The sequence below is a fragment of the Paenibacillus sp. 01L418 genome (assembly GCF_056400045.1).
In genome coordinates, this window is sequence record NZ_JBFTSN010000080.1 from 1 (window position 1) to 21125 (window position 21125).

The 21125-nt window shown below is 43.5% G+C and carries 19 protein-coding genes and 1 pseudogene; 6 read left to right on the top strand and 14 right to left on the bottom strand.

Going from position 1 to position 21125, the window contains the following annotated elements; genetic code table 11:
* Window positions 1–206 precede the first annotated feature (206 nt).
* Window positions 207–1097, top strand: coding sequence for an AraC family transcriptional regulator (locus AC1DSE_RS12930; protein ID WP_477512269.1), 891 nt, complete (start codon window positions 207–209; stop codon window positions 1095–1097).
* A gap of 65 nt (window positions 1098–1162) precedes the next feature.
* Here the strand turns inward: AC1DSE_RS12930 and AC1DSE_RS12935 are convergent, their stop codons facing one another.
* From AC1DSE_RS12935 to AC1DSE_RS12960, 6 genes are all read right to left on the bottom strand, one after another.
* The gene (locus AC1DSE_RS12935) at window positions 1163–3136 is read right to left on the bottom strand and encodes a glycosyl hydrolase family 28 protein (RefSeq protein WP_477512327.1); all 1974 of its coding nucleotides are present in this window, start codon (window positions 3134–3136) and stop codon (window positions 1163–1165) included.
* 44 nt (window positions 3137–3180) lie between these two features.
* On the bottom strand, window positions 3181–4077 hold the full coding sequence (locus AC1DSE_RS12940) for a carbohydrate ABC transporter permease (RefSeq protein ID WP_477527753.1): 897 nt from the start codon (window positions 4075–4077) through the stop codon (window positions 3181–3183).
* 17 nt (window positions 4078–4094) lie between these two features.
* Window positions 4095–5015: an ABC transporter permease gene (locus tag AC1DSE_RS12945; protein ID WP_139991467.1), complete on the bottom strand. Its 921-nt coding sequence runs from the start codon at window positions 5013–5015 to the stop codon at window positions 4095–4097.
* 73 nt (window positions 5016–5088) lie between these two features.
* Window positions 5089–6813, bottom strand: a complete 1725-nt coding sequence (locus tag AC1DSE_RS12950; protein WP_477512271.1) for an extracellular solute-binding protein — start codon at window positions 6811–6813, stop codon at window positions 5089–5091.
* Between the two features lie 146 nt (window positions 6814–6959).
* A complete protein-coding gene (locus AC1DSE_RS12955) occupies window positions 6960–8582 on the bottom strand; it encodes a helix-turn-helix domain-containing protein (protein WP_477512272.1) in 1623 nt (540 codons plus the stop codon).
* Window positions 8575–10371: a sensor histidine kinase gene (locus AC1DSE_RS12960; protein WP_477527754.1), complete on the bottom strand. Its 1797-nt coding sequence runs from the start codon at window positions 10369–10371 to the stop codon at window positions 8575–8577. Before AC1DSE_RS12960 ends, AC1DSE_RS12955 begins: the two co-directional genes overlap by 8 nt.
* A gap of 272 nt (window positions 10372–10643) precedes the next feature.
* On the opposite strand from AC1DSE_RS12960, the gene AC1DSE_RS12965 reads away from it, so the two are divergent.
* Window positions 10644–11219, top strand: a complete 576-nt coding sequence (locus tag AC1DSE_RS12965; protein ID WP_477512274.1) for an SGNH/GDSL hydrolase family protein — start codon at window positions 10644–10646, stop codon at window positions 11217–11219.
* Between the two features lie 136 nt (window positions 11220–11355).
* On the opposite strand, the pseudogene AC1DSE_RS12970 reads toward AC1DSE_RS12965, so the two are convergent.
* Together AC1DSE_RS12970 and AC1DSE_RS12975 are read right to left on the bottom strand one after the other, a co-directional pair.
* A pseudogene (locus tag AC1DSE_RS12970) lies at window positions 11356–11520 on the bottom strand (transposase); the annotation flags it as partial.
* A 497-nt stretch (window positions 11521–12017) separates the two neighbouring features.
* The gene (locus tag AC1DSE_RS12975) at window positions 12018–12170 is read right to left on the bottom strand and encodes a hypothetical protein (RefSeq protein ID WP_339208423.1); all 153 of its coding nucleotides are present in this window, start codon (window positions 12168–12170) and stop codon (window positions 12018–12020) included.
* A gap of 177 nt (window positions 12171–12347) precedes the next feature.
* On the opposite strand from AC1DSE_RS12975, the gene AC1DSE_RS12980 reads away from it, so the two are divergent.
* On the top strand, window positions 12348–12827 hold the full coding sequence (locus AC1DSE_RS12980; protein ID WP_339208422.1) for a GAF domain-containing protein: 480 nt from the start codon (window positions 12348–12350) through the stop codon (window positions 12825–12827).
* 127 nt (window positions 12828–12954) lie between these two features.
* Here AC1DSE_RS12980 and def read toward each other — a convergent pair whose 3' ends face one another.
* The 6 genes from def to AC1DSE_RS13010 all read right to left on the bottom strand — a co-directional run bounded on the left by def (window position 12955) and on the right by AC1DSE_RS13010 (window position 16302).
* The gene (gene def / locus AC1DSE_RS12985) at window positions 12955–13473 is read right to left on the bottom strand and encodes a peptide deformylase (RefSeq protein WP_477512275.1); all 519 of its coding nucleotides are present in this window, start codon (window positions 13471–13473) and stop codon (window positions 12955–12957) included.
* A gap of 3 nt (window positions 13474–13476) precedes the next feature.
* A complete protein-coding gene (locus AC1DSE_RS12990; protein WP_076270562.1) occupies window positions 13477–13719 on the bottom strand; it encodes a helix-turn-helix domain-containing protein in 243 nt (80 codons plus the stop codon).
* A 225-nt stretch (window positions 13720–13944) separates the two neighbouring features.
* Entirely contained in the window at window positions 13945–14601 is a 657-nt protein-coding gene (locus AC1DSE_RS12995; protein ID WP_477512276.1) for a GNAT family N-acetyltransferase, read from the bottom strand.
* Between the two features lie 173 nt (window positions 14602–14774).
* Window positions 14775–15260 (bottom strand): nitroreductase family protein, encoded by a 486-nt coding sequence (locus AC1DSE_RS13000; RefSeq protein WP_477527755.1) that lies wholly within the window; start codon window positions 15258–15260, stop codon window positions 14775–14777.
* The gene (locus AC1DSE_RS13005) at window positions 15247–15591 is read right to left on the bottom strand and encodes a hypothetical protein (RefSeq protein WP_477512278.1); all 345 of its coding nucleotides are present in this window, start codon (window positions 15589–15591) and stop codon (window positions 15247–15249) included. The genes AC1DSE_RS13000 and AC1DSE_RS13005 overlap by 14 nt, the downstream gene beginning before the upstream one ends.
* Window positions 15592–15717: 126 nt before the next feature.
* A complete protein-coding gene (locus AC1DSE_RS13010) occupies window positions 15718–16302 on the bottom strand; it encodes a GNAT family N-acetyltransferase (RefSeq protein ID WP_477527756.1) in 585 nt (194 codons plus the stop codon).
* A 175-nt stretch (window positions 16303–16477) separates the two neighbouring features.
* On the opposite strand from AC1DSE_RS13010, the gene pdxR reads away from it, so the two are divergent.
* The 3 genes from pdxR to AC1DSE_RS13025 all read left to right on the top strand — a co-directional run bounded on the left by pdxR (window position 16478) and on the right by AC1DSE_RS13025 (window position 20979).
* A complete protein-coding gene (gene pdxR / locus AC1DSE_RS13015) occupies window positions 16478–17983 on the top strand; it encodes a MocR-like pyridoxine biosynthesis transcription factor PdxR (RefSeq protein WP_477527757.1) in 1506 nt (501 codons plus the stop codon).
* Between the two features lie 208 nt (window positions 17984–18191).
* Window positions 18192–19538, top strand: a complete 1347-nt coding sequence (locus AC1DSE_RS13020; protein ID WP_477512281.1) for a VWA domain-containing protein — start codon at window positions 18192–18194, stop codon at window positions 19536–19538.
* Between the two features lie 94 nt (window positions 19539–19632).
* Window positions 19633–20979: an outer membrane protein assembly factor BamB family protein gene (locus AC1DSE_RS13025; protein ID WP_477512282.1), complete on the top strand. Its 1347-nt coding sequence runs from the start codon at window positions 19633–19635 to the stop codon at window positions 20977–20979.
* Window positions 20980–21125 lie beyond the last annotated feature (146 nt).

Below are 21125 nucleotides of genomic sequence, written 5' to 3' on the forward strand. Positions count from 1 at the left end.
CTCATAGTGGTTACATCAATGAGTTTATCAACGAAACAGTACGAGAAACATCGACATTGTTAAGGTTTAAAAATAAATAATGTTAAAAAAAACCGTTCCATTTCATCGATTCTATCGGTTCATATCCGTATGCTCATAGTGTTGTCAGAGATACCATAATCTCCTATAATTAATTGATCCTATTTAATAGGTATGGGAGGGATTTCATGTCTTTTTTTACAATGTCAAGGCTCGCGAGCCTTGATGTGAGATGGGCTGGCATACAACAGGGCAATGATAACCTCTATATGATGGAGCATTCCAATCCTTTTTTTGAACTGATGGTCGTTGCCGAAGGGCCCATTTACCTGCAAGTGGAATCCGAACAGCTCGAGCTGAACTCCGGAGACATCTTCATTTTAAAACCATGGGAGCGGCATTACAGCTGGAAAAAAACGAACCCCAAAGCGAATTTCTTCTGGGTTCAATTTTCCTGCACGCCTTCTCTGAAGGAAGTCGGAGACTTGGCATCTGGCATCGATTATTCGCTGCTGGAGCATCAGGATTTACGTACCTTTGAATATGAGCATGTCGATGAATTAATTCTTCCGCGGCATTTTCAATTCCCTCGTCCCTACGAGCTTCTTTCCCAATTCGAAAAGCTGCTGGAGACCTTCTCTAAGCCAGAAGTATATTTTCGCTTTCGCTCCACGCTGCAATTTGCGCAAATTTTGGAATCCATTGCTTTATCCATTTTAGTCGAATCCAAAAATCAGCGTTACATTCCCGAATCATTTGTTGTTTATCGCAAATTGGTTCGTCTATTAGATGAAGCATACACCGACAACCTGTCAAAAGAAGAAATAGAACGCAGCATGGATCGTACGTATGAATATTTGTGTCAAATCTTTAAGAAATATTCAGGTACAAACATCATCAAATATACGAACATGTTAAAAATTCAAAAAGCCAAATTTCTATTGAAAAGCACGAATCGAACCGTACAAGAAATTTCTCAAGATGTCGGAATCTCGGACACCTTTTATTTCAGTAAACTATTTAAACAATATGAGAAAATTAGCCCTACCGCTTTCCGTGAACGCATGCATCCTTCCTGATAGCAAACACAAAAAAACCTGCCCATAACAGGCAGGTCAGCAGCTTATTTTCCGTTTTTTTGATGCTATTTAAATTTTATATCCGAATACTTCCCCTTAAATTCGATAAACTGTTTCATGTTAGTAGAAGACAATAATGTATTGTTTATTTTAAAACGGTTAAATACGATCCCGCTCACATTATGGCTGTCGTCAACGCCACTAATAAGAGATTTTCGTGGAAGCTTGCCGCGGTAGATAATGTTGTTAAAGGAGACGTTGCTCACAGAACCAGGCGCAATTCCAGCAGCCATCTCATCTGTCTTGATTTGAAAAAGCATAGAGTCCCCCGGAGCTTCGAACTCATCGATATGAATATTTTTAAAGGCAATATTGCTTATCTTGTTCCCTCCTGTTGCCCAAATTTGAATCGCACCATTATATTTATTCAGATCCCATACGCCTCGTTGATTCAAAATATAGATATTCTCAAAGTTAACCTTATCGATCGTCGCATTTGGCGTATCGCCAAGCCCAAGCAATATCGGACGGGCATTATCTGCCCAAAAAATCGAATCCTTCACCGATATATTCGAACTCTCTCCATAATGATAAATGACAAAATTATCGTCCGTCGTTCTTATGAATACGCCTGAAACCTGCGCATTTTTGCTGCCTGAGAGGTGAATGCCATCAGCATTAACCATCGAACCGAAAAAATTTATGTTTTTGATCGACGTTTGATCCGTAAAGTTCATAACGACTGACCACATCGGATAATCGATCAGTGTAATGCCTTCTACCTTTGAATTAGTGCTTCTCGTAATCCATATCGCCCCGCTTCGTCCCTCAGCGTAATTTCTAGGCCGCAAAAGATCACCACCGTACATGATACCTCGGCCTTTAATTGTAATGTTGCTCAAATCATCTGCAGAAATTGACCCTTTGACAAGCGAGCCTGGTGCCAAATAAACAGTCGTATCGCTCTGACTGATATAAAACGCTTCTCCTGCATGCCAATTGCCATAACCGGTAGACGACATATAATGAGTAGAATCATTGCCGTCAGTCATTTTGGAGTAACTGGGGAATGCCCCATTTACCGCTTTGCCCTTTGCAATATTTGTAGAATCGTCTCCCTTTTTATAAAGCTTAAATTCGCTTGCCAATGATGTCATTACATAATGACTTGATCCGGTATTACCTAGTAGGACAAGCTTTACATATCTCGCGTTCACATTACTCAATAAATCGGTGACTGTTCCTTCCTTATTATTCTCATACCCATCGTAGACTTTTACATACGGGTCGTCTTTTCTCTCCTTGGCCTCAATCACGAATCGTTGGGGCCCTTTTGCAAACCACTGGGAGTCGGTTAGCTGCTGTACCAAATCAAATTTTTCCAGTTGAACAGTTTCCTCGAGATCAAGCTCAACCCACATCCCTTTTGGCAGCTCGTGCTCGCCCGGCTTAAAATAATACGTATCTTTTCCCGTTGGCAAATAAAGCGGGATCGGGTCGCCAGGATTTATAACATAAACGTTTGCGGCATTCTGTGAAGGTGCATCGTTCTCAGGCATGTTTGAAAGGATATGCAAATTGCCCTCACTCCAGCTGCCATTCACCATAATGGTGGGCTTTAATGGAGCTATGCTATTTTGCGTGAGCGAAAAGGTTAATGTTTTCCCTTCTGTTTTTTTAGCATTAATTCCATAAGCCGAAGGGCGTATTTCATAATTTTTGATTTTTTCCTTGTTATACGTTACCTTAAACTCTGCTGTACCTGAAAAGTCTACGTTAACCATGGCTGCATCCGTTGGCACATCTTGCTCCTTCTGCTCGCCGTTTTTTACGTTATAAACATAAAGCTCTTTCCACGTCTTCTGGCCGCTYTCTCTTATCCAAACCGAAAAACTATTGTTTTTTTGCTGCCAAGCAGGCGTATCCCAAGTAACGATTTTTGAAGTGCTCTGCTTATTTTCCTGATTCACAGCATGCGCCTCCCCAACATTCAAAAAAGTTGCTATCAAAAAGAGCACAAGCAACAGCTTCATCTTCATCACAAACCATTCCTCCCGATATGAAGTCATGATAATTCTTAAATCTAACCTTTCACGCTGCCAAGTACGATGCCTTTCATGAAATACTTTTGCAAAAAAGGATAGAGAACAAGCACAGGCAGTGCTGCAAGAAAAATTTGCGAGGCTTTGGTCGTACGGTCTGATACCTCAGCAAGCGCCTTCATATCTTCCGCTGTCAGGTTTCCCCMTGCCGTAAATAATTCCGTACTTACAACAAGTGTCTGCAGATACGTCTGCAACGGATAATTCATAGGCGAGTTCATATAGATCAGTCCATCGAACCAAGAATTCCACTGTCCTACGCATGTAAACAACAGAATTGTCGCAAGTGCAGGAATCGATATCGGAACCATCATTTTCCAAAGCAGCTGCCAATRGGTACATCCGTCAACAAGTGCAGCCTCTTGAATTTCTTTCGGTGTACCGCGAAAGAAATTCAGCAGCAGCACGATGTTGAACACCGCCACAGCGCCTGGAAGTACAAGTGCCCAGATCGTATCAAGCATATGGTAATTTCGAATGACCATGTAGGTTGGGATTAATCCCCCGCTAAACAAAATGGTTACAAAGAAGAACCACACATAGAAGGTTCGCATTGGAAACTCCGTCCGTTCCTTCGACAACGGATACGCGGAAATAACAACCACCAACAAACTGATGATCGTACCCAGAACAACCCGTACAATAGAAACAAAAAGCGACTGTAAAAATTCCGGTTTGGACAGAGCGTACTTGTAGGAGCTCAGCGTAAAATCAACTGGCCACAGCTTGACCGCCCCAGCCGTCGCCGCCGAGCTTGAGCTAAACGACAGAGCCAATATATTAATGAGAGGAAGCAAACAAACAACAGCTAACGTAATAAGGAAAACATTATTGCAGATAAGAAAAACTTTTCTTCCCAGTGAATCATTGAAGTCCATAACGGTCTCTCCTTTCCTTAAAAAATACGGTAACCAGCAATACGATAAGCAAGCCAGTACGATGCTCCTACAAAAATCAAAGATACCACCGATTTGAACAAGCCGACAGCTGTCGCAACCGCATATTGAGCATCTATAAGACCTAGTCGATACACAAAAGTGTCCAGAATATCTCCCGTACGATAGACAAGCGGGTTATACAAATTGAATACTTGATCGAAGCCAGCATTCAGCACGCCCCCAAGCCCGAGTGTCGCCAGCAGCACTATGATGGGAAGCATGCCTGGCAATGTCACATGAATCGTTTGTTTCCATCTGCCTGCCCCATCCATAATGGCGGCTTCGTATAATGTAGGATTAATGCTTGTAAGCGCAGCGAGATAAACAATCGTGCCAAACCCGAATTCCTTCCACACATCCGTGACAACGAGCACATAAGGAAACAGCTTATCATTGCCAAGAAAAAATAGCGGTTCCATTCCAAACCAGCTAATCACTTCATTCAGTAGTCCCTGTGATGGTGAGAGAATATCAATCAGAATGCCGCCAAGAATGACCCACGATAGGAAATGCGGCAAATAAATAAGAGTCTGCACCGATCTCTTGATCGATGATTTCCGCACTTCATTAAGCAGCAATGCCGTCACAATAGGGGCAATTTGACCGAAGATGATTTTCAGAAAAGCAATAAAAATGGTGTTCCATAATACTTGGCCAATCCCAGGCATTTGGAGCATAAACTCGAAATTGTTCCAACCCACCCATTTGGAATCGAAGAAGCCTTTAGCAGGAATGAAATTCTGGAAGGCAATGACGATTCCTGCCATAGGGATATAATGAAACATGATTAACAATAGAATTCCGGGCACCAGCATAAGATGCAGAGGTAGATGCTTCTTCCAAGATCGTCTTCTTTTGACGGTCGCCGCTTGCAACATGATCATTCCTTTCTAAGCTGATAGAGTAAGAAAGGAAGCAAGCCATTCGAGCTGCTTCCTCTCCCTTCTCAGGTTATTGTTTAGCCTTATACCATTCGTTTACTTCAGCCGTAATTGCATCTCCGCCAAATTTCTTCCAATCCGCTACAAACTTATCGAACTCGCTTACATCCGATTGCCCCATAATAATTTTCGTGAACACTTCCAGCTTCATCTTATCCAGTGTGCTTTTCTTGGCTGTCATCGTTGGCGTGCTTGGTCCCGAATATTCATCAACCAGATACTTCTTATCCTTCACGTAGTCGCTGACTACATTCATACCGCCTCCTGGTCCAGCCCATTTATAGGAAGACCAGGCCTGCCCTTCCTCGTTGCTGTCTATAAATTTCCCCGATAACCACAACTGGTAGAGGTCATAATGATGCTTTACATCGGCAATCGGATTATCTACATACTTCCCTGCATCAACCGATTCCTGAACACCTCGGTGAATATTTATCAGCTCCAGTGGATCACTTATGATAACAGCTGCAAATGCCGCAACATTAATTTCCTTGTTTTCTCCCCCGTACCAATAGGCGTCCAGACGTCCTTCCGGACCATATTGCTTCTCTACTGCAAAATTAAGCAGCTTCACGAGCGCTTCCGGATGCTCGAACCCTTTGCGAACGACATAATAATTCCCAACCGGAATGCCGCCTGAGGTACTTGCTGGCTGGTCGTCAAAGGAAATGAGTGGATACGGCTTCCAATCCGACTTTTCCTTCTTATAATGATCCGTCAAAGGCCACCACACGGCACCCTCGCCTGAGTAGAACATGCCCGTTTTGTTACCAGCAATTAATTCGTATGCTTTAGACTGATCCTTGACCGCAAATTCTGGATCGATCAGACCTGCTTTGAACAGATCCTGCAGCTTCTGCAGCGCTGGCTTAAGGCCAGGTTGAATGTCACCGTAGATAAGCTGCCCTGAGTCATCTTTGACCCACCGTCCCGGATAAGCATGGAAGCTTTCGAAGAAGCCCATTAAGGAGTTCAGATCCTTATGGATTCCGCCCAGCCCTAGCGTGTCCTTCTGGTTGTTGCCATCAGGATCTTGATTCGCAAACGCCTCGGCAATGCGATATACGTCCTCCATCGATTTGGGCTCAGGCAAATTAAGCTTCTTCAGCCAATCTTGTCTAATCCATAACATCTGCGCACCGGTACCTGTGAAGGTAACACCAGGCAGCGCAAGCAATTTGCCTTCGAAGGTGGAGGCCTTCATTCCGTTGCCTCCATCATTACTTATGACTTGCTTCGTTTTCTCCGAAGCGTATTTCTCAAATACTTCCGTCATGTCCTCGACCATATCGGCATCGACAAGGCGCTTCAGCTCATTAGCTGACACCGTCAAAATATCAGGAATATCGCCAGATGCGATGGTCACATTCATTTTTTGCTGCCACTGTGTCTGTGGAACGCTCCACTTATTGATCAGCTTAATACCCAGCTCCTCTTCATAAGAGCGATACCAAATATTGTTGTCTATGCTGTCGCCCTTCTCGAACTTGATCGACGGCGGCAGCGATCTTACGGTTGTCACCTCAATTGCAGGCTCATATTTGCCCAGCGGAACACCATCGGCTGGTTTGTCTGTCGAATTCGCTGCGCCCTTGCTGTCGCCTGTGTTTGCAGTGTTTTCTTGCTTGCCCTTGTTTCCACTCGCACCGTTATTCGTAGTGCTGCATGCTGATGTTAAGAGAAGCATGACTGCTGTAGCGAGAATTAAATATCGCTTCAAGCTTTTGTGTTGCATGTTTAATCCCCCTTTTGTTGTAAACGCTATCACTTGCATAAATAAAGTATAAGCCCGTTACATCGACTTCCGTAACAGGCCATTTCTTTACTTCTGCTTATCTATTTTTTACCTTTGTGCAAAAATTTGCCGAGCAAGCCCATCCATCATCGTTCTTCCAGCGATCGGTAATCCTGTGGGGTATAACCACTTGCTTTCTTGAAGAATCGTGTAAAATGGGGCGGTGAAATAAAGCCAAGCGCGGCACTTATTTCATGAATTTTCAGATCTGGTTGAAGCAGCATCCGCATCGCTTCTTTCAGCTTAGCCTCATGGATATAAGTGAGCACGTTCGTACCTGTCACCTTTTTGAAAGCTCTGGATAAATAAGACGGATTCCATTGTACAATCTCAGATAAACGCACCAAAGAGAGATCCTCTCCTAGGTGATCGTGAATATAGCTCTTCACAAGATCAATGGTTCGGTCGCGGCGTTCAGCCTGGTCCTGCTGCTGCATCTCAAAAATCGTCATTGCAAGTCGATAATAATAATCCATATATGATGCCAGATTCACTTGATCAGCTGCCGGCTGCATTAATACCGACAAATCAATGCGTACCGATAGGCGCTCCTGCAAATTAAAACGATGAATATGGCGCAGGAAAACAAGCGATAGCGCAGAGTAAACCGATTCCATTCGCATAGGCTCAGCTTTGAAGCGAGCCCAGGCCGAATCGAATGCTTCGGCTTGGCCGTTTGCTAAATATTCGCCAAACAAATCCGTTTTGCGCAGCATCTTCGCAAGGTAAAGCTCGGACTCGTCGAATTCAACTTGAACAACACCGTTTCGATCACCGGATTGACGATGATACTCATGCTCCAGCATCGCCCATCGGTCGGCAATGTCATCCCACTCGCAAGGAGACCTGTCCAGCAGAAAAAATAGTGAAATATGGAAAGAGAGCTGAAAGACAGCCTCTGCATTCTCCGCATATTCCCTAACCGCTAGTCGAGTGTCGCTCCACAAAGCAGATTGTTCAAGTTCAATCGGTTCGCTTAGATGACTGGCTGCCGGTTGTATGAACCAGACCATTGTTTCCTTGTCCACAAATATATACTTCATATGCAGGTGGGAATAACCATACTGCTCCTCGATTACCTTCATCCCTGCGTGCAGCCGCGCTTTTCCAGACTGCCGCGATCCAGAATCCAATCCGATCAGTTTAGCCATCATAAGGAGAACTGGACGCTTCGGATCGAGCGGAATACCGAGCTCCTCGAATTGATTGGATCTGCTGCGCCTATCAAATGATTCATCATAGAGCAGTTCGCTTAACAGCTCGTTTTGAAGCAGCGGCAGCGTTTGCTCCATCTGCTGCATCGCTTTGCCCATAAGACCTTCAATCTGCTGTTCTCCAGCGATATCCTCTGCCAGCTTGCCAATCGTATCCAAAATTTTCTCATGGCCCTCCGTCTTAAGAAGATAGCTGGTATTGTCATAATGGATAGCCTCGTATACATAATCAAATTCGCTATGCCCTGTCAAAAAAACAAATTTGCATCTAGGCCATAACCTGCGAATATGCTTGTGAAGCTCCAGACCGCTTAGAACAGGCATCCGAATATCGGTCATTACGATGTCAAATCTTCCCCTCCTTAACCATTCGAGAGCGCTCTTTCCAGAATAAGCCTTATATAATTCGAACTCGATCGGAAAACGTTCCTGCAGCAGCGTATAGAGGCCGTCTGCAATATCGGGCTCGTCATCAACAATTAACAATCTAAGCATACTCCTTGTCCTCCTTCCATATGGTCAAACGAACTTCCAATCCTCCAAGGCGGCTGCGCTCCACAACAAGTCCGCCTCGCTCCCCGTATTTCATCCGCAATCTTCGGTGTATGTTTAGAAGGCCGGTCGTTTCAATCGTACTTTCATCCGTTCTCAGCAGCTTCTCTAGCGTCTCCAGCCGTTCCTGATCCAATAATAGGCCATTGTCTTCCACACGAATGAACAAACAATCCTCTGCTTCTTCGAAAGTGATAGACAGAAGTCCGCCTTCCTCTATATGATCAAATACATGCTCGAAAGCGTTTTCGATTAAGGGCTGAAGAATAAGGCGCGGTACCTTAACCTCAAGGTAAGCAGTTGGAACTTCGCCGCACTTGGCCTTCATCCGCAGACGAAAGCGCCTACCCTGAATTTCAGCATAAATTGTGGCATGCTTGGCCTCCTCGAAAAGCGGTACTTCATCTGAGGAATTGCGGGTAATGTACTGTAAATAGCTGCCCATCTGTGAAGCGAACTGCTTAGCACTGTCATGATCTTCTACCGCAATCATGTTATACAGCGTGAAATAGCTGTTATATAGAAAATGCGGGTTAATTTGTGATTGTAGATGCTTCAGCTCAGCTCGTTGAACTAATATTTTGTGCGTATATACTTGTTCAATCAAATCCCTCATATAACGGGACATTTTATTAAAGCCCTGGAGCAAATATCCGAACTCGCTGCGGCTGTTCTCGGTAATCGTTACGTCCAATTCGCCTTTCTCCATCTTCCTAAATGCGCGCAGAAGCGCAAGCAACGGCCGATGGATCATACGGTACAAGGAAAGACACAAAACAATAATAAAGAAGAGGAATTCGGCAATTAACACCCAGAACAGCTGCTGGTAACGATGTAAATTATTGAACAAATGTTTCTCAGGAACAAAATGAATGAGTGAGAACCCGAGAAKCTCAGAGAACCGAGAGGATACGAGCACTCTATCATCTCCCTCGCCGACACTCCTAATATTCTCGTATTCATTAGGTGCACCCGATTTATATTGATCGATGTACTGATCCAAGTAGGGATTCTCATAATGATGAGTGCGAATAATAAAATCTCCGTTCGGATCGCTTAGAACGGAGCCGCTATTCTCGCTGCTCTCTAAAGAGGAAAGTGATTTGCTTAGCTCATTCGGTGAGAGCTCCACAATAATGGAATACATCGCATTTTCCGCTTCGTACAAACCACGCACCTCGTGAACAAGTACAATATACGGAATATGATTGAGGAAATAGATCGCTTTTCCCGGACTTTTTCTAGCCAGCTCACTAGTAGCATTAAATTGCTCATGCATCATCGCGCCCGTTCCCTGCATAGCGGAAATCGTACGGTTAAGGGAGGGAATATGTACGGACACATCCGATATATATACGCTGCTGTTTTTTAGTGCAAACAGCCTGTCCTGTACCATTAATATAGCTTGGCTTTTGTCATATTGATTCATGTAGTCTGGAATAACCGCCAGCTTGTTCAGCGATTCGTCGTTAATTAATTCAAACTGCAGCAGTTGAATCCGTTCGACTTCCTTCTCCATCGCACGTATATTCGCATCAACCCTCGACTCCATCGAGTTGGATATTTCCCTTCGCAGCAGCTCCCTGCCTCCAGAATAAAAGTTGTTCCCAATCAAGATAATCGGAATCAGCAACAATGCCAGCAATAACGCGAAGCGAAGCAACAGTGAGCTCTTTATTCTGCTAAACCCTGTACGGATAAGTACCGCCTCCATTTTTGCTAAGATTGCCATGAAGCAGCAGCTTAGACTCGTTTTTTGTTTCCACTTGCAGATGATGCAGCTTCACCGTATACACTTTTTCATTATTTAGAAGATTGTGCTCAAATGCAATACAAACACTAGTTTAATGTTAAGCGATTTCATGTGCTTTCAACATTGACGTTTTTAACATTTGGACAGAAAAAAGACTAGATAAATCAATAGCTTGATTCATCTAGTCTTCGACTCCATTACATCGATGTCTTATACTATAGGTATACATAAAATAGAAAGAGGTGCCCGATATGTGGAAACACTTTGTAGCTATGGGTGATAGCTTTACGGAAGGTATTGGTGATGAAGTTGAGGAGACCCCATTAAAGAGCTGGGTCCATCACTTCGCCGAGCTGCATGAGCCCGCATTAAAATACACCAATTTGGCTAAACGTGGATTGATAACCAAAGAGATTCGCTTAAAGCAGCTGGAAGAGGCTCTAGCACTAGAGCCTGATTTAGTCAGYCTAATCGCAGGCGCAAATGATATTTTAAAAGGCCGCTGGAACTTCAATGAGTATAAGTCGGAAATGGAGCTCATGATAGATGGGTTAAGCAAGTCAGGTGTTGCTGTTATAATCGGAAATCTTCCCGACTTTACAGCTAGATTGCCTTTGCCTGATGAAAAAAAACGAGTAATAAAAGAACAGCTGCTGCAAGCAAATGAAGTCGTTCGTTCACTTAGCAGCGTGTTCAAATTAATGCCTATCGATTTCTGGAATCATCCAATAGCTGAAGACAATACCTTTTGGTCTAAGGATTTGATTCACCCCAACTCCATAGGATACCGAAAAATTGGCGAAATCATCTTTAATCGTTGCAAATAGCAAAAAAGAGGCTGTCCCAACAGCGTTTAGCTCGCTGAAGGGATAGCTCACGTTGAACGGAAATATTAGGAAATATGAAAAATAGCCGTCAGGAGAGCTATTCGCTATTCCTGTACGTCTATTTTTCTGTTCTGCTCTATTTTGCTTGCTTCATCAGATTGTGGGCAAGCGAAAGCCACCCGACCTCTAGACTTACCTTTGGCAAGCCGCGAAGCAGAAAATGCCTAAATTCCCTGTTATTCTTGATTTGCCCGAATATACTTTCGGGTTCAATCATTCGTCTTACCGACAACGCATATCCTTACACTTTTTCTTTGTTTTGATGCTATTTTGAGAAGTCTCCAACACTATTCTCAGCGATCAACGTCCAGCTATCCTGCACAATAGCAGGAACTTCGGCCATGTTTAGCTGTGTTGGAGATTTATGTTGTATTTATGCAATAACTTGCTATATGATCTGCCATTTTAGCACTTTAAAAGCGCTTATATTGTAGGGAATACAGTATAGCTACACGTAAGTGTGAGAAAGATGCCGCTATCCTGCGAATATGCAGGATAGAAAATAATTAAGAACAATGTAGAAGTGCATATTTGCCGAATTAGAAAAGGGGATATCCCAACAGGGTAAACCTGAGTGAGTGAATCCCATAGTATGTGCAAAAGAACCTTCAAAACCACTATGAAAGTGAATCTGAAGGTTCTTTTTTTCCAAAATATTACATGATAAGTGGGGCTGAATGATTCGAAAATTGCTTTAGGGACAGCCTCTTTTATGATTTAAATATACGTGCCATTAAATCATTTTTCCGAAAGTTCAATTTCTTGCTTTGTTGCTTCGTCAGCTGGTTGGTCGTTTTTCACATATTCATCTTGGTCACTGCCCCAAACATAATCGTAATTCGTAATGTCTGGCTTGTAGTCTTTTTTCGGATTGTCTTTATTATTTTCCATAAAAATCACTCCTTTTTGTTAGTATGCGTTCTCCCATTGAAAATTAATCCATTTGATTTCCACTGCTTCATTTGCCTGTTATTTCGAAATGTTTAAATCTTATTAGGGAGTATGCTAAAATGTGATGTACAACAAAAAATGATAAACTAATCCCATTTACAATAAAGGAGTCGAACGATGTTTCATCCAGAACAATACGAAGGATCAAAGGAGCAAAAATACGATTTGGCCATCCGGCAGCTTCAAGCTTTGCTGGAGGGTGAATCTGATGTAATTGCCAACCTTTCCAATGCATCGGCATTGCTTAATCAATTTTTAGATCGTATTAATTGGGTTGGATTTTACGTGTATCGGGGCGAAGAACTAGTCCTAGGACCTTTTCAAGGATTACCCGCTTGCGTCCGCATTCCTCTACATCGGGGCGTTTGCGGGAAAGCTGCCAGCCAAAGAGTGACTGTCAGAGTTGGAAATGTGCATGAGTTTCCGGGACATATCGCATGTGATGCCGCATCCCAATCCGAAATCGTTATTCCAATTATTATAAACGACGAGTTGTTCGGCGTTCTCGACATAGATAGCCCTGAGCTTAATCGTTTTGACGAGGTTGACCAGCTTTACTTGGAGAAGCTCGTTAAGCAACTGATTCAGCACTTGTAATACCAAATAGCCTGTCTTAACGATAACCCGCAACTTGAAGGTCATATCCAAAAAAATAACGAGCCCTAGAATCGCTTCTAGTGGCTCGTTTTAGGTTGAAATAACTTTGAATTTTAACAATCCTCTATTACAAATTCGTATAGGATAACTTGCATGCCTCGATAAGATCTGCCCGTTCATTCGTCCCCTCTACAAAAAAAGAATTCTCTTGGATAAGATCTATATAAAGCGCACCATTTAAGTGGTCCACCTCATGTTGTATGCATCTCGCCAGAAAACCCTCTGCTTCAATAACGAGCTCTTCACCTGATCTAGTTAACGTTTTCACTTTCACATGTTGTGACCTTTTAACTATGCCATAATATCCAGGAAGAGATAAACACCCTTCAGAGCCAACTTGTTCACCGCTTTGATAGACGATCTCCGGGTTAATCAGTTCAATTAGCCCATCGCCACAATCCATAACAATCACTCTTCTTAGAATGCCTATTTGAGGAGCAGCTAGACCAGCCCCATCATTCGAATCGTAGAGTGTTTCAGCCAAATCATCCAAAAGCTTTAAAATTTTCGGAGTAATACTTTCAATTGGCTTAGCTTTCTTTCGAAGAACAGGATCACCAAAAGGCAGAATTGCTTTTATAGTCACAAACTAAGCCTCCTTTACTTGCAAAGTTGGGGTATGTACCCATAGATCATTAGGTTTACATTCTAATGCAGTACAAAGTGCATCTAACGTTTCAGCCTTCATTTGTTTCGGTTTCCCTGAAATTAGAGCACTGATTGAAGGAGCAGAAAGGTTATAGTTAGCCTTATCCTCCAGCAGGCGAGCCAGTGCTGCACCCGTCCATATTCCTCGATCAGCCATCATTTTTCTGAGCATCCATTCAAGCAAGTTAAACACCCCTCGACACCACATTAGGCAGCAACTAAAATAATTAGGCACTGCCTAAATTTAGAGTATCATTAAATCCAAATTTTCTCAACAAATGAGCTCACTCTTTTTGTTCAACGCTATTGACTACAAAAACACAAAAAACCTCTACACCGTGTATCTTCACGCTAGAGAGGTTATATTATAAAAAATCACTTTTCAATTGAATATAATTGGTACAAGTCCCTAACGATTTGGGCCTCTTTGAAGACGTTCGTGAAGATTGCCTCGCACCCCTGGCCATTCCTCGGCAAGTATCGAATAATAAGCTGTATCTCTAATACCCCCATCACTTGCAGGGACATGTGCCCTTCGAATACCTTCAAAAGCAGCACCAAGCCGTAATATCGCTGAACGAGAACGTAAATTGCGAGCATCTGTTTTGAGCGAAATTCTAGTCGCCTTCCACGTTTCAAACGCATGGGTAAGCAGAAGAAGCTTAGATTGTGTATTAACTCCTGAACGAATTACTGATGCTGCATACCAAGTGCTGCCGATTTCGGCCACGGTTGGCGGTTTCTCATCCGAAGGCGATGGTCCACTCGCAACCCCTGGAGGCCATGGAGGCGGCCATGAGAAAACTTCTAAATCCAGAAATCTTGTAGTTCCTACAATACGCCCTGTTTCAATATGACGGACCACAAATGGCACTGCACGGCCTTTCTCGTAGGACATTAATGCACTCTCTATGTATCGTTCGGTATCCACCCGCCCATTTGGCACATTCGTATACGTATAAAGTGACCGATCTTCCGAGGCTGCGGAGCAGAGATCATCGACGTGGTCCATTGTCATTGGTTCGAGATGGACTAGATTCCCTCGAAGGGTGACTGGTGTTAGCATGGAATCACAACCTTTATATATTAATTATTTGTTGTTTGAAATTCAATTTGTGGAATTGCTTTAAATATAACGTTACGAATTGGTTAGTCAAAGTGAATATTTCTTGCTTTAGATCATTCACTAATGACAAAAAAACTCCCCACAGACAAGCAATACTGTAGAGAGGTATATTTTTAAGAGAGATACGTAATCTTGGAAGCAATTGATGTTCTTGGCTTAGCATTTGGAACTTCTGCTGGATAACCAATTCCCAATACACCAATAACATCGTAATCTTCCGGCACATCTAAAATGGTGCGGTTATGAGCCAAAGCCCCCAGAGAAGCCCAATACACACCAACACCAGCTTCATGAGCGGCTAATAAGAAGTTCTGTACAAAACAAGAGACAGCCATAACATTCTCGTCGCGTTCAAATGAAGTCGAACCTGGTTTAGACAATACTCCAATAACGACAGGCGCTTTGCCAAAGTCCGTTTTATGATTTAATTTAGTTCTTGTTTCTGGTCCAATAAACAGGAGCTCCCAAGGCTCGTTAAAGCGATGGTTTGGCGCATAGCTGGCAGTCTCTAGCCAAGAAATCAAATCACTTTCGGAAATAGGCTGAGGGCTGAATGATTTAATACTTCTGCGGGTTCTTATTGCTTCAGTTACTGTCATTTTTCTCATCTTCTCCAATATTGTTATTGTCGCTTTCAGGAGCTGCTTCGCGAAGCTCAAACGACTGGATAAACTCCTGAATAATTGCATCTGTAGCTTTTAATTCACCACTTATAACTAGTTTGATGGCGTCGTATTCTGGCTGATTCAGTTGATGCAGTAAAGTTGAGCGCTTCGTTTGAAGTCTCTCCAGGAATGCAATCGCTCTGCCTCGGCGAAAGGTTTGAGCGCTTGAAGTACGCTCATGTCTTCTACCGTCGTGTTCATGTCCCCGATCTCTGTGTCCTCTGTGTTCGTGATGCCCTATGTGTCCGTGTCTTCCCTCGCGCATTGTTACTCCCCCTCAAGTTGTATACATTTGTATACAAACGGTTTATGTATACAAATGTATACCGACTCGAGGTGAGCTGTCAAGAAATTATTCATTATCTACAAATGAAAAGGTCTAACTCCATTCTTATTTAGAGAGATAAGACTCCAGCCTTGCCTTAACCGACCGCCATTCCTGATTCGTAATGCTGTACATTACTGTATCGCGAATATAGCCGTCACTTAACACGCGATGGTTGCGCAGCACCCCTTCTCGAATGCCACCGATGCGCTCAATAGCTGCCTGTGACCTCGTATTACGAAGATCCGCTTTAAGCTGTACTCTGATCATGYTGTGATTGTCGAATGCTTCGCGCAGCAGCAAATATTTGCATTCGGTATTCACCCTTGTCCGCCAAACGCTGGGGTTCATCCAGGTGTAGCCGATTTCCAAACCGCGATGCTCTGCTGAAATATCGAAAAATCGGGTACTCCCAACGATTTTATTCTGTACCTGATCCCATATAACAAAAGGAATGCAGGTTCCCGCCGCCTCTTCTTTTTTGGCTTGCCCAATATACTGCTCGGCATCAGCTAACGAAGAAATCCCTTTCAAAGACACACCCCAAATCGGTGTGTCCTTTGCCGCTTCCAGCAGCATGCCAGCATGATGCTCCTCCAACAAGGTCAGCTTTGCGCGCGTGCCTTGCAATGTGTTTTTTTCTGTATTCATTACCGTGACCTCCGATTTTATATAAGAATAGTATCTCTGTTATGGTATGGATTCCGTATTGCTTGTTTACTTGAAATGTGAGATTGTTGTCATTATATGATGCATATCGGATTAGTAATAGATCCATTTTCGATAAATTTCATTAGACCACTTTAGAAACGGCAGGTAAGCAAACATGACTATTTATTTAGCTTTAGAGCCGTATAAGGAACGTTACACCACCAAATATGAGATGTTGTACCATGCGCTGCGGGATGCTTTGATGGAAGGCAAGCTTGTCCATGGGGATAAACTTCCTTCAAGCCGGGAACTAGCGAGGATGTATGGATTTTCACGCGGTACAGTTTCGAATGTACTTGAAGCACTCGCAGCTGAAGGGTATGTGGCTCCCTTGACCGGCAGCGGAACATACGTTAGTTATCAGACAACGAACCTTTCTTTGCTCCCTTTTGCCAAGAGAGAAATACAATTGTCTGAATGGGGTGAGCGGATTGCAGGCATGGCAGTTCATGTCAGGGAAACAGATACCCACATTGATGGGACGGATAGCCATCAGACATTAGTAAATGATGGTTCAGATCAATCAAAATGTTCCGAGAAAATATCCTTTCAACTGGGAATAACCGACATGAGCTCGTTTTCGAAGGAAGACTGGAATCGGTGCCTGTATGATGAAACAAGGAAAATGACAGAAAAAGCTAATATCGATGCACACAAGCCGCTTGGTGTGGAAACTTTGCGCGAAGCCATCGCTAAGCATCTTCAGCGCTATCGGGGTATTGTTGCTAATTCGGAGCAAATTGYGATCGTAAACGGATCGATGCAAGCAATTGCCTTGTTGACACAGCTTTTAGCAGGCTCTGGGGATGCCGTCGTAGCCGAAAGCCCCGGTTATTATGGGATTCGGAAAGCTGTGCTTGCTTCAGGAGCAATGTTGATTGAAGGTGAAGTTGACGATCAAGGACTAGTTCCGCAACCATGGAATGCCAAGCTGCTTTTTGTTACACCGAATCGCCAATACCCAACGGGGGCTGTGTTGAACATGGAGCGAAGGCAGCAGCTGCTCCAATGGGCCGCTGATCAGAGTGCATTTATCGTCGAGGATGAATATGACAGTGAATTCCGCCACCGAGGCAAACCGATTGAGACGCTCAAAAGTTTGGAAACTTCAGCTGATCTCGTCATATACACAGGAACATTTTCCAAAACGATGATGACGGATATAAGGCTTGGTTTTGTTGTTCTGCCGAGAGTTTTAGTCGTGCCCTTTGCTAGAGCAAAGGCGTTATATGAGCCGCATCCAAGCGCAATTCTTGAGCAGCGGGCACTCGCCTCGTTCATGAATAGCGGGCTGTATGAACGGCATTTGAGACGAATGAAGCGAATATACAGCCACAAATTCACTCTTTTGCGCGACGCGTTGAAACGATTGACCATTCCGATTCGCTGGGTTGAGGGAGATGCAGGTTTGCATATTTTCGGTTGGTGGACAGGAGCACAAGAGGATTATGATGCTTTTGAGAAGGCTTGCAGGGAAGCAGGCGTCGAGTGGGTGAAAGATCGAATGAACCGTAATCGGATTGGTATAAGCCTCGGCTTTTCCCACCTCACTGACGATGATTTAACAGTCGGGATAGAAAGAATGAGCAAAGCTTGGAAGCACATAGAATCAACATTTTAAATTCCAACAACCAAACCCATTCTCACCGGACACCAAACCAAGCTAAGCAGATTGATTGTTAAGCATGGATAATCTATTAAATTACACCTATCTATTAAAATAGTTCTCTATTCAAACCTATGATATAATTCAACCATTACAGTGTAAGGTTTCCATAATATGCAGGTTATCCCTCACATTCTCAGTACGAGACAAGGAGAGTGAACGTATGAGTACTTCTACGATTAAATTAATAACAGGCGCTAATGCTCCACTTGGCGAGGCGGCCACGGTGAAGGTTTCCATTTCCTGCAAGCATTCGCCAGCAGATCTCGATGTCAGCTGCTTTATGGTAGGCTCTGACGGTAAAGTTTCATCCGATGATTATTTCGTATTTTATAACCAGCCTGCGGATCCCGGGCGCATCGTGCAATTCACTCCACAAGACAAATGGAATAGTGAATTTATCATTAATCTTACAGCCCTCCAGTCATCGAAGGTTCAAAAATGCGTATTTGCGATCACCCTTGATGGACCGGGAACGTTCGCAGATGTAAAGGGATGTCAAATCACTGCCGAAACCTCGGTGAAAAAAGTTGTATATGAAATAACAGAAGGAAATGCTGAAACCTCACTAGTGCTCGCCGAGCTGTACCTGCATTCAAGCGGCTTTAAGCTTCGTGCGGTTGGCAAAGGTTTCCAYGGTGGTTTGAAACCGCTCGCAGAAGCTCATGGCGTAAACGTTGCTGAGGAAGAAGATACAAGCAGTCCCCCATCGCCAGCAGTTCCGACGATTCAAGCCGATCAGGCACGCTCCAAAGCTGTATCCGAAATCAAAGCTGCACGCTCAGGCGCAGCGAGTTCCTCGGCAAGTGATGCGCCATCTAAAATTAATTTGAACAAAATTGATTTGTTGAAGCAAAAGGTGGCCATATCGCTTCGCAAAAAAAATATCGATCAGCAAAAAGCACGCGTAGCTGTTATATTCGATGCCTCCGGCTCCATGTATGCTCTCTACGAAAAAGGCGTGGTGCAGCGCGCATTTGAGCGGGTACTTGCAGTAGCTGCAAGCATGGATGACGATGGCATGATGGATGTCTGGTTCTTTGCCTCGAAGAGTCAACGAATGAAGAGCGTAAACGAAAATGAATACGAAAATTACGTTAAAAATACATATCCGGCCCCTCGCCTATTTGGCGGCCTCGGCGCTGGTAATAATGAACCTCTTGTTATGGCCGATATAATCAAGAAGTATACACAAGAAGAGCCTTCAAAAATGCCAACCTACATTGTCTTCTTCAGCGATGGCGGCATCTATGAAACGAAGAAAATTTCGAAGCTTCTTATTGATAGTTCCGGTCAAAATATATTTTGGCAATTTGTCGGCCTCGGTAATGCCGACTTCGGCGTGCTGCGCAAGCTCGATGATTTGAGGGGACGAGTACTCGATAACGCCGATTTTTTTGCACTGGATGATTTGGACCAAGTAAGTGATGAAGATCTGTATGATCGACTATTCAATGAATACCCGCAGTGGCTGAAAGACGCTCGGGCCAAAGGTATCATCAGCCCATAGCAAGCAGCAGACAAGTCGATAGTCATGAGCACCGTTCAGCAATGATCCGTACTCATGGCTGTTATTTTTTATCAAAGTAATAGGAGGTTCATCCATGATAAGAAAATTAATATTTCGATCATTGCTTGCAGCTTCTATCTTGCTCACAACCATTCAGATCGGGCAAACGTCAGACCCTATTGGAATGAATAAAGTGTATGCCGAGACTCCTGTAATATCCTTCGGTATAGGAAACCCTGGGATTCAGTCACCGATTGTCCAGCAAGCTTGGTCCGTAAAGGTCGATAATTGGGACGACTATTTAACTACTAACTCTACAGTAGCAGGTGAGGGCAAGGTTTTCACATTAAGAGACAGAAAGTTAATCGCTTTGAACGCTCAGACAGGCGAGATCTTATGGACTTTTGAAGATGATGTACAACCCACCTTTGTGTATCATGGGGGAAATATATTCGGGGTTTTGAATAACGGGAGACTTTATGCTCTTTCTGCTTCAAACGGGAAGAAGCTATGGACATCGAGCGTCCAGATTGAGAAACCAAACGCGATCGAGGTTTTCGGCGATACAGTGTATTACTTGTTAAGCAATTATATCGTTGCAGTCCACTTGAAGACGGGAAAGCAGCTCTGGGTAAATAGCGAGCCCCTTGCAGAATACGGATATTCAGGACTTCTGGATGCGGGAGAAGTCGCATTGCGTGTTTTTACAATAAATGGAGAATCAAACACCTATAATCAACTTAATGCCATCGATAAGAAAACAGGGAAAAAGCTTTGGGGGATAATAGATCAAAACGTTCCGATTAAGATTGAAGGCGGACTTGCATACTCTATTAAATATAATAGTCAACCGATAGATGAAAGTCCTGAGCGCAGCATTACAATATCCGTTATCAATGTAAAGACGGGTGAAATAAAAGGAAGCCGTGTTTATCGCTGGAGCATAGCCGAAGGTTCGGGCGATAAATATGAGACTCGTATATCGACCTACTTTGATGGAAATGATTTTTATATTCATCATAATGGCATTATAGAGGTATATGATTTCAAAAATTATAAACCGGAAGGCAAACCTCTAAAGTCCTACAGTGAGCCCATTTATGATCGAGAAGTTTACCCTCTTAGTAAAGTTCACCGTGGTCGCATTTTATTCGGCAAATCACAGAATGGTTTACTCACAAGCATGAAAACAATTAACGGACAAGACCTCAGCTGGACTGGAGACAACCCATCCGCATTGACGGTGGTCTATGGTAAAGGAGTCTATCTTGCCCAAACCGATGGCATCATGCACGCGCTTGATTTTGATACTAGCAAACCGCTGTTTCGGGTGAAAACTGGTGCGCGTAAATATGAACAAATCCTTAAAGAGGATGGATTCCTTATCATACAGACGCCAGACAGGTTAGTCGCAGTGAAATTACCTGCGGCTTTAAAGTAACAGCGTAATGAGTAGAAATCGCTTGATAACCATCTTCCTCCAAGGGCTATGATAATAGAATTTTCCTGAATGATGAGGCTGCTGCTCCGTGCAGGCAGCCTCATCATAAAGAGTTGTTATTTTAAAAATTTTGACCAAAGTATTAT